This is a genomic window from Terriglobus sp. YAF25 (genome assembly GCF_052113305.1).
Lineage (GTDB): Bacteria > Acidobacteriota > Terriglobia > Terriglobales > Acidobacteriaceae > Terriglobus.
Window position 1 is genome coordinate 1 of record NZ_JBFRCY010000264.1, and the last position, 6,723, is coordinate 6,723.

Sequence of the window (6,723 nt, forward strand, 5' to 3'; positions counted from 1 at the left end):
CTTTTACACCGGCACCGCGTTTGATGGCTGACTCCAACAGGTCGCCGATCTGTGCCGCGACATTGATCAGCGCCGCGAAGACCGGTACCTGCAGCAGGCTCAGACCGACATCCAGAATCGACTGCCCATGCGCCGCAAGCCACTGTCCGAACCACGTAAGCAACAGCCCCAGCAGAACGGACGCAACGACCGAAGCGATCGATCCCGACCATGTCTTGCCTGGTGAGATCGACGGCGCCAGTTTCTTTCCGCCGATCGCCCGCCCGATATACAGAGCAGCGATATCGCCAGACCACACGCAGACGAAGAGGAAGATCAGCAGCCCGGTCGACTGGGAGGCCAGCAGATACAGCAGCGAGAGCGGCCAGGCAATGTATAGCAGGCCAAACGCTCCGGCAGCAGCGTCTTTCAATACACGCGCCGTAGGCTCAGCAAACAGCGAGATCACGAAGAGCGAAAACGCCAGTAGTGTCAGCACCGGCAACTGCAGGTCGGGTCTGAAGAACGTCGCCGCGAAGAAGGTGAGGATGGCGACGCCGGTCCACCAGTAGGGAATCTTCGCTCCGGAGAGATTGACCAGGCTGGTGTACTCAAACCCCGCAAGCAATGCGACCAGTGATCCCGCCAACAGCAGAAGCCATGGATAGTGATTGCCGAACCACAGCAAAGCCGCGACGGCGAGAATTAAAACTGTGGCGGTAAGAATCCGTTGCATGAGTGCTAAAGGGAAGGTACTAGGTGCGGGGCGTAAGGAGCAAGAAAAGCTGGTTGAATAGTTGAATCGTTGAATAGTAAAAGCCCAGCGCACGGCGTCAGCTTCACACCATTCAACAATTCAACCATTCAACTATTTAACAAGTGCTTCGGCTTCAGCTGCTGTGCCCTCAAGCGTTTCTTCATCAGTCGTGGAATCGCCCAGGCCACCATAGCGGCGCTCGCGTCCCTGATAGGCAGCGATGGCTTCCAGCAGATGCGCTCCGCGGAAGTCAGGCCATAGGCGTGGTGTCACGAAGATCTCAGAGTAGGCGATCTGCCACAGCAGGAAGTTCGAGATGCGCATCTCGCCTGAGGTGCGTACCAGCAGATCCGGGTCAGGCATCTGGCCGGTGTACAGCCGCGGTCCGATCGTCTCTTCATTGATGGCGTTGAGCAGCTCTTCGCCAGTCTTGCCGGCGGCGATCGCCTCACGCAGAATGGCGCGGCAGCTATCCACGATCTCTGAACGCGAGCCGTAGTTCAGCGCCAGGGTCAGCGTGGTGCCGGTATTCTTCGCTGTCTGTTCCTGCGCCCACTGCATGCTCTCCTGCACTTCGGCAGGAAGCTCGGTCAGGCGGCCGATGTAGTTCATGCGGACGTTGTTGTCGTTCATCCGCTTCAAATTCGAGACCAGATAGCTCTTCAGCAGCTTCATCAGGAAGTTGACCTCCGACTTCGGCCGGCGGAGGTTGTTCTCGATGGAAAAGGTGTAGAGCGTCAACCACGGGAGGTTGATACGCGTCGCTGTCTCAGCGTAATCAGCACTGCCGCGGCTACCGCAAGTGCGAAGCCGAAATTCTGCCGCGCCGTGGTGCGTTCTTTCAGAATTCGGCTGGCCAGAATGATGGTGGACGCCGGGTAGAGTGACCCCAGCACGGCTGCCACATCCAGCCGCCCCGCCTGCGTTGCCGCGATATAGAACAGGTTGCCGGAGGTATCGACAACGCACCCGGCCAGTACCCAGTAAACCGACTTCCGCGACAGCGAAAACTCGCCCGCCGGTGCGCCCTTCCGGCGACCGGCGGCGCTGATCAGGGCAAGGGTGATGGCGCAGGTTGCCAGCGATCCCACACGGGTGGTGGCCATCGGCAGCAGAACTCCTTTGCTTCCCTCGCCAGCCCACTTGATTGCCGTAAAAAAGATGCCGAAGCCCAGGCCGGCCGCCAGCGCCAGCCAAGTCGACCGCTTGGCATGGGCATGCGCCGCCTCTGCCAGCTCGTGTTCGCCTTCCGCTCCGGCAATGAACCAGATCGCCACTGCTGCCAGCAGAAAACCCAGATAGCGTCGCCAGCCCGACGATCCCTCGGTAAAGGCCGAAATCACCGCCGGCAGTGCCGCAGCCAGCAAGCCGCTGATCGCGGCCGCAGCGCCCATCGCTCCGCCTGAGAGCGAGACGTAAAAGACCGCCAACGCCAAGCCGTTGGCTATACCCGCGACAAGTCCCCAAAGAATGGCCATCCTGCCCGGGATCGGGTCGCCCAGGGACCAGGCGATCAAACAGACTGCCGTCATGGAGATGGTGTGCGACAGCAACACCACCCGCAGGGCTGCGGGCACCGTTCCACCGGAGTGCTTCGACGCCAGGCCGCCGCAGAAATCTCCGCCACCCCAGAAGATGGCGGCCAGCAGACCGAAGATGGCATTCGAGTGAAGGAGAGCTTGCATTTGGGTCGTCAGTGATACTGATGCGGCAGCACCGTCTTGAGGTGCGTAAGTTGCTGCAAACAAAAAGGCTCAGTTCCCATGGCCAATTGTGTGGCCGGGAACTGAGCCTTTTGGTGTTATCGAACGCGGGTCGGGATGTTCTCCCGGGCATCGCGGAGGCTCGGAATGTAACCTTCCTTCGCGGTGACGGTCAGGTTCGGACGCATCACACGCACATCGATGGAACGGTACTTTCCATCGATAAAGTTCTTGCTGTAATAGCCAATGGTGTATTGGGCGCGCATGGTGCGGCCGATCTCGGCAAAGCTGTCTTCGATGGCGCGCTGCCTCCACTCGGAATACATCGTTCCGCCGGTGGCATTGACGTACTTGGGTAGGATGTTGTCCTGCATCATCAGCGGCATGTGGAACTTCTCCACCCATCCCAGGCCCCAGGCGGCCGAGTCGCCTACCAGCGTGCCCCAGACCGAGATCTGGTTAGTCTGCAGATAGCGGCGAACCTCGGTGAACTTGGCGTTGGAGCCATACTCCTTGCCGTCAGTAATGACATAAATTACCCGGTGACGGTCTTTCGGACGTGTAGAAAGCTCCTGCGCCGCGGCGAAGATCGCGTCGTTCAGGGTGTGCTGTTCCTTCGGAATGGTCAGCGTCATGCCCTGCTGGTTGCGCCGGGGTGAGGTATTGGGATCGAACTGGCGGCCATTGATGGTCGTGGTCTGAGCCAGCGGACCGCTGTTGTCGTAGAGATCGACCTCGCGGCCCTTTGACTTCGACCGTTCCAGAATCGCGGGCAGGCGAGCCGACTGTGATCCGGTAAAGTCCGTCTGTTTCTTGGTTCCGTTGTTATAGGTAAAGACCGCCACCTCGTCCTGGGGGGTAAAGGCACCCGGCAGAGCTCCGAGCGATGCGTTCACCTTCTCCATGACGTTGTAGGGCAGGCTCTGGTCGATGACCAGGGCGATGGAGAGCGGAAAGGGATCCACGGTAAAGAGCTTCGGGTCCTGACGAAGATTGTTTTCATAGACGCGTACGTCGCGCCAGGTCAGGCCGTAGACCAGATTTCCCTTTTTGTCTTTGACGGTAAAGGGCACCTGCACGAAGTTGACGTTCGTACGCAGAACGTACTGCGGAGCCTCACCCGGCGCCGGAAGATCCGGCGGGGGGCCTGGGTTGTCGTCCGGAACAGCTGGCTTTGCCGCCTGCGGAATCTGGTTTTCGTTCGCCGGCTTGGGAGCGTCGGGCACCGTACCTTTGCCGGGCGCAATGCCCGAAAAGATCGGTGAGGGCGCGGCCGAAGGAGCGTCCGGGATGGCCTGCTGCTGTGCCGATTGCTGCGTCGACTGTTGCCCCGCCAGGGCAACTGCCATGACGCCCGCCATAAGTCCCAGTTTCACTAGATCTTGCCTCGCTTTCCTACCTATAGAAGACTACCAGCGCGGTGATTCAGAGTCACCGCTTTCTATAGTTTTTGACGCTGGAGTATGGTTGGGGTTGCTGGGGCATGTCATCAAAAGTCCTGCCCCGGTCCTTTGGGTTGCGGCGTCAGGAGTTTGATGACGCGCCCTAACGTGCACCAATGGGCGGAAACGGCGTCTAAAAGGATGATATGCAGCGAACGAAGTGGTGTGTTGCAGCAGTGTTAAGCCTGGCGTGCGCCGCGGCGCTCGCCCAGGAGGCCCCGTCCCCCGGCGGCGCTCCACCCATGAGCTCTGCCCCGAACGCGGCACAGGAGGTCACTGACGCCCAGCCCACTCTTCGGGTGAACGTCAACCTGGTCAACACCTACTTCTCCGTCCGGGATAAGAGCGGATTCGTGACCGACCTGACCAAGGACGCTTGCACCGTTCGCGAAGACGGCAACCCGCAGACCATCAAGAACTTCACCACGGAAAAGAGCCTTCCGCTGACGATCGGTATCCTGCTCGATACCTCGGGCAGCATGGAGCGCATGCTGCCGATGGAGCAGGACGCCGGCGCGGAGTTTCTGAAAGATGTCCTCACGCCGAAGGACGAGGCCTTCCTCATCACCTTCGATGTGAATGTCGACCTGCTGGCGGACTACACCAACAATCAACGCGAGCTTGACCGTCAGATCCGCAAAGCCCGTATCAACACTTCGTCCTCCTCCGGCGGTATCCCCGGCATCGGCGGCGGCCCGGTACCGACCAGCAACCCGCGCGGCACGCTGCTCTATGACGCGGTATATCTGGCAGCGCACGATAAGCTGCGTCCCGAAGCAGGCCGCAAGGTGATCGTCATGCTGACCGACGGCGTCGACCAGGGCAGTCAGGAGACGCTGAAGTCCTCCATTGAGACAGCACAGAAGGCCAATGCCATCGTCTACGTCATCCTGGTGGAAGACCGCAGCTTCTACGCCAACGGCGGCATTGCGTTTGGCGGCGGTGGCGGCGGCTACATGAAGAAGCTGGCGGAAGAGAGTGGCGGCCGCATGATCGATGTCGGCTCCAACGGCAAAAAGTTGAAGGACGCCTTCACGCAGATCAGCGACGAGCTCCGTACGCAATACCTGATGAGCTATACGCCTAGCAACCTGAAGCTCGACGGCACCTTCCGCAAGCAGGAGATCGACTGTGGCAAAGGGTTGAAGATCCAGGCCCGCCGCGGTTACTACGCCATCGACGAAGCTGCGAAGGATTAGGAACGACCGCGTTTTTGCTCGTCATCCCGTAGGGATCGCTTCTGCTTTTTGTTCGAAGGGGCAAAGCGCTCAAAGTCACCCATGCCTTAACGCTTCAACTTTTAACTTTCAACTTTCAACTTTTGTTTCCGCTACTCCGGAAACAACGATGCCTGTTCTGCCGGAGGACCATCGAAGCTGGTCGCACGCTCCAGCCTCAACAGCGCCTCCTTGCGATGCTTCCCGCCGCCGTATCCGGTAAGCGATCCATCGGCGCCAATCACCCGATGGCACGGAATCACCACCGCCAGGCGGTTCTGTCCGTTGGCCGCGCCGATCGCGCGCGAGGCGCCAATGGTTGTACCGGCAGCGATTGCAAGCTCGCCGTAGCTCGCGGTTGTACCGTAGGGAACCTGCCGCAGAGCATTCCACACACGAAGCTGAAAGCTAGTGCCCGGCGTAATCAGAGGGACGGTGAACTCCTGCAGAGTGCAGGCGAAGTACTCCGCTATCTCACGCTCAATGGCATCGTGATGCGGTGTCCGCCCAGGCAGAATGGTGTAGCCGTAGCGCTTCTGCAACTCATGCTCTTCGGTGGGCAAAGCAGGCCGGTCGTAGAACTCCAGCAACACGAGGCCGTTGTCTTCGGCCATCGCGATCATCAGTCCGAGCGGAGTCTGAAAGACGCTGGAGTAGAGCTTCTTCATGACACAACCGTGTCTCGATCATAGACCGGCGTGCCGGTCCACCGCGAGTCTCAGGCGTCCATCGCTCCCGAGTAGACGGCCATACCGACCACTGCGTCCACACCGAAGGCATCGAGATCATCGACCTCCTGCTTCGAGCGGATACCGCCGGCGACGATCAGCTGCTTCGTCGTCGTGGCGCGCAGAATGGCGGCGGTGTCGATGGGGAAGCCCTGCATGGTGCCTTCGGTATCGACATGGGTGTAGAGGAAGGCGGTGCAGTACGGCTCCAGCCAGGTGATGGCCTCTTCCGGAGTCAGGTCGACGTTGGCCTGCCATCCGCGCACCGCAACCTTCCCGTTCTTGGTATCGACGGAGAAGACCAGATTCTCTTCGCCAACTTCCTTCTGCAGCGAGGCGGCGAAGTCCTTGCGGATCAGCTGGTCGGGCTTGGCGTCAGGCTCGGTGTTGAAGAGCGAGCTGCCAAAGATCACACGCTTGGCTCCGCTGTCGAGCAGCGCGCGGGCATCGTCGGCGGTACGGATGCCGCCGCCCACCTGCACCGGCAGACGCTTCGCGATGTCGTGAATGAGCGCGCGGTTGTCGCCTTTGCGCATAGCGGCATCGAGATCGATCAACTGCACCAGCGGATACTTGCTGAAGCGATTGATCCAGTAATCGAAGTCATCGAAGCTCAGCTTCAGCTCCGCTCCCTGGCGAAGCTGCACAATCTTTCCGTTCATCAGGTCAATGGATGGAATCAGCACGTCACGACAACCTTTCTAACGTTGAATCTTTCTCAAATCTTTTGTCATCCCGCAGCGTAAGCGGAGGGATCTGCTTCTCGTCTTTTGCTTGAAGCGGGCAAACACTCAACCTCTCCCATGCCTTAACGCTTCAACTTTTAACTTTCAACTTTTAACTCTTGCCGTCAGCAAGGAAGTCTCATTGGGATATTGCTCTTGGCCAGTTCTTCCT

6 protein-coding genes and 1 pseudogene are annotated in these 6,723 nt (G+C 59.5%); 1 reads left to right on the forward strand and 6 read right to left on the reverse strand.

Translation table 11 applies throughout. The annotated features are described in order from the left end of the window. The 4 genes and pseudogenes from AB4043_RS12615 to AB4043_RS12630 all read right to left on the reverse strand — a co-directional run. A partial coding sequence (locus AB4043_RS12615; RefSeq protein WP_442307191.1) for a phosphatidate cytidylyltransferase occupies positions 1-715 on the reverse strand: 715 nt, incomplete at its 3' end. Positions 716-847: 132 nt separating this feature from the next. Further along, positions 848-1,507 (reverse strand): annotated as a pseudogene (gene uppS / locus AB4043_RS12620) (polyprenyl diphosphate synthase); the annotation flags it as partial. Then, complete coding sequence (locus tag AB4043_RS12625; RefSeq protein ID WP_442307192.1) at positions 1,474-2,421, reverse strand: EamA family transporter; 948 nt, start codon at positions 2,419-2,421, stop codon at positions 1,474-1,476. The gene AB4043_RS12625 and the pseudogene uppS, both read right to left, overlap by 34 nt. Before the next feature lie 116 nt (positions 2,422-2,537). Beyond that, positions 2,538-3,815, reverse strand: a complete 1,278-nt coding sequence (locus tag AB4043_RS12630; protein ID WP_442301901.1) for a VWA domain-containing protein — start codon at positions 3,813-3,815, stop codon at positions 2,538-2,540. A gap of 212 nt (positions 3,816-4,027) precedes the next feature. Between AB4043_RS12630 and AB4043_RS12635 the strand changes: the two genes are divergently transcribed. Next, positions 4,028-5,080 (forward strand): VWA domain-containing protein, encoded by a 1,053-nt coding sequence (locus AB4043_RS12635; RefSeq protein WP_442301902.1) that lies wholly within the window; start codon positions 4,028-4,030, stop codon positions 5,078-5,080. Between the two features lie 131 nt (positions 5,081-5,211). On the opposite strand, the gene AB4043_RS12640 is transcribed toward AB4043_RS12635, so the two are convergent. Continuing rightward, positions 5,212-5,766 (reverse strand): methylated-DNA--[protein]-cysteine S-methyltransferase, encoded by a 555-nt coding sequence (locus tag AB4043_RS12640; RefSeq protein ID WP_442301903.1) that lies wholly within the window; start codon positions 5,764-5,766, stop codon positions 5,212-5,214. A 50-nt stretch (positions 5,767-5,816) separates the two neighbouring features. Then, positions 5,817-6,512 carry a HisA/HisF-related TIM barrel protein gene (locus AB4043_RS12645; RefSeq protein ID WP_442301904.1) on the reverse strand — a complete coding sequence of 232 codons (696 nt, stop codon included), beginning with the start codon at positions 6,510-6,512 and terminating at the stop codon, positions 5,817-5,819. Positions 6,513-6,723: the final 211 nt, after the last annotated feature.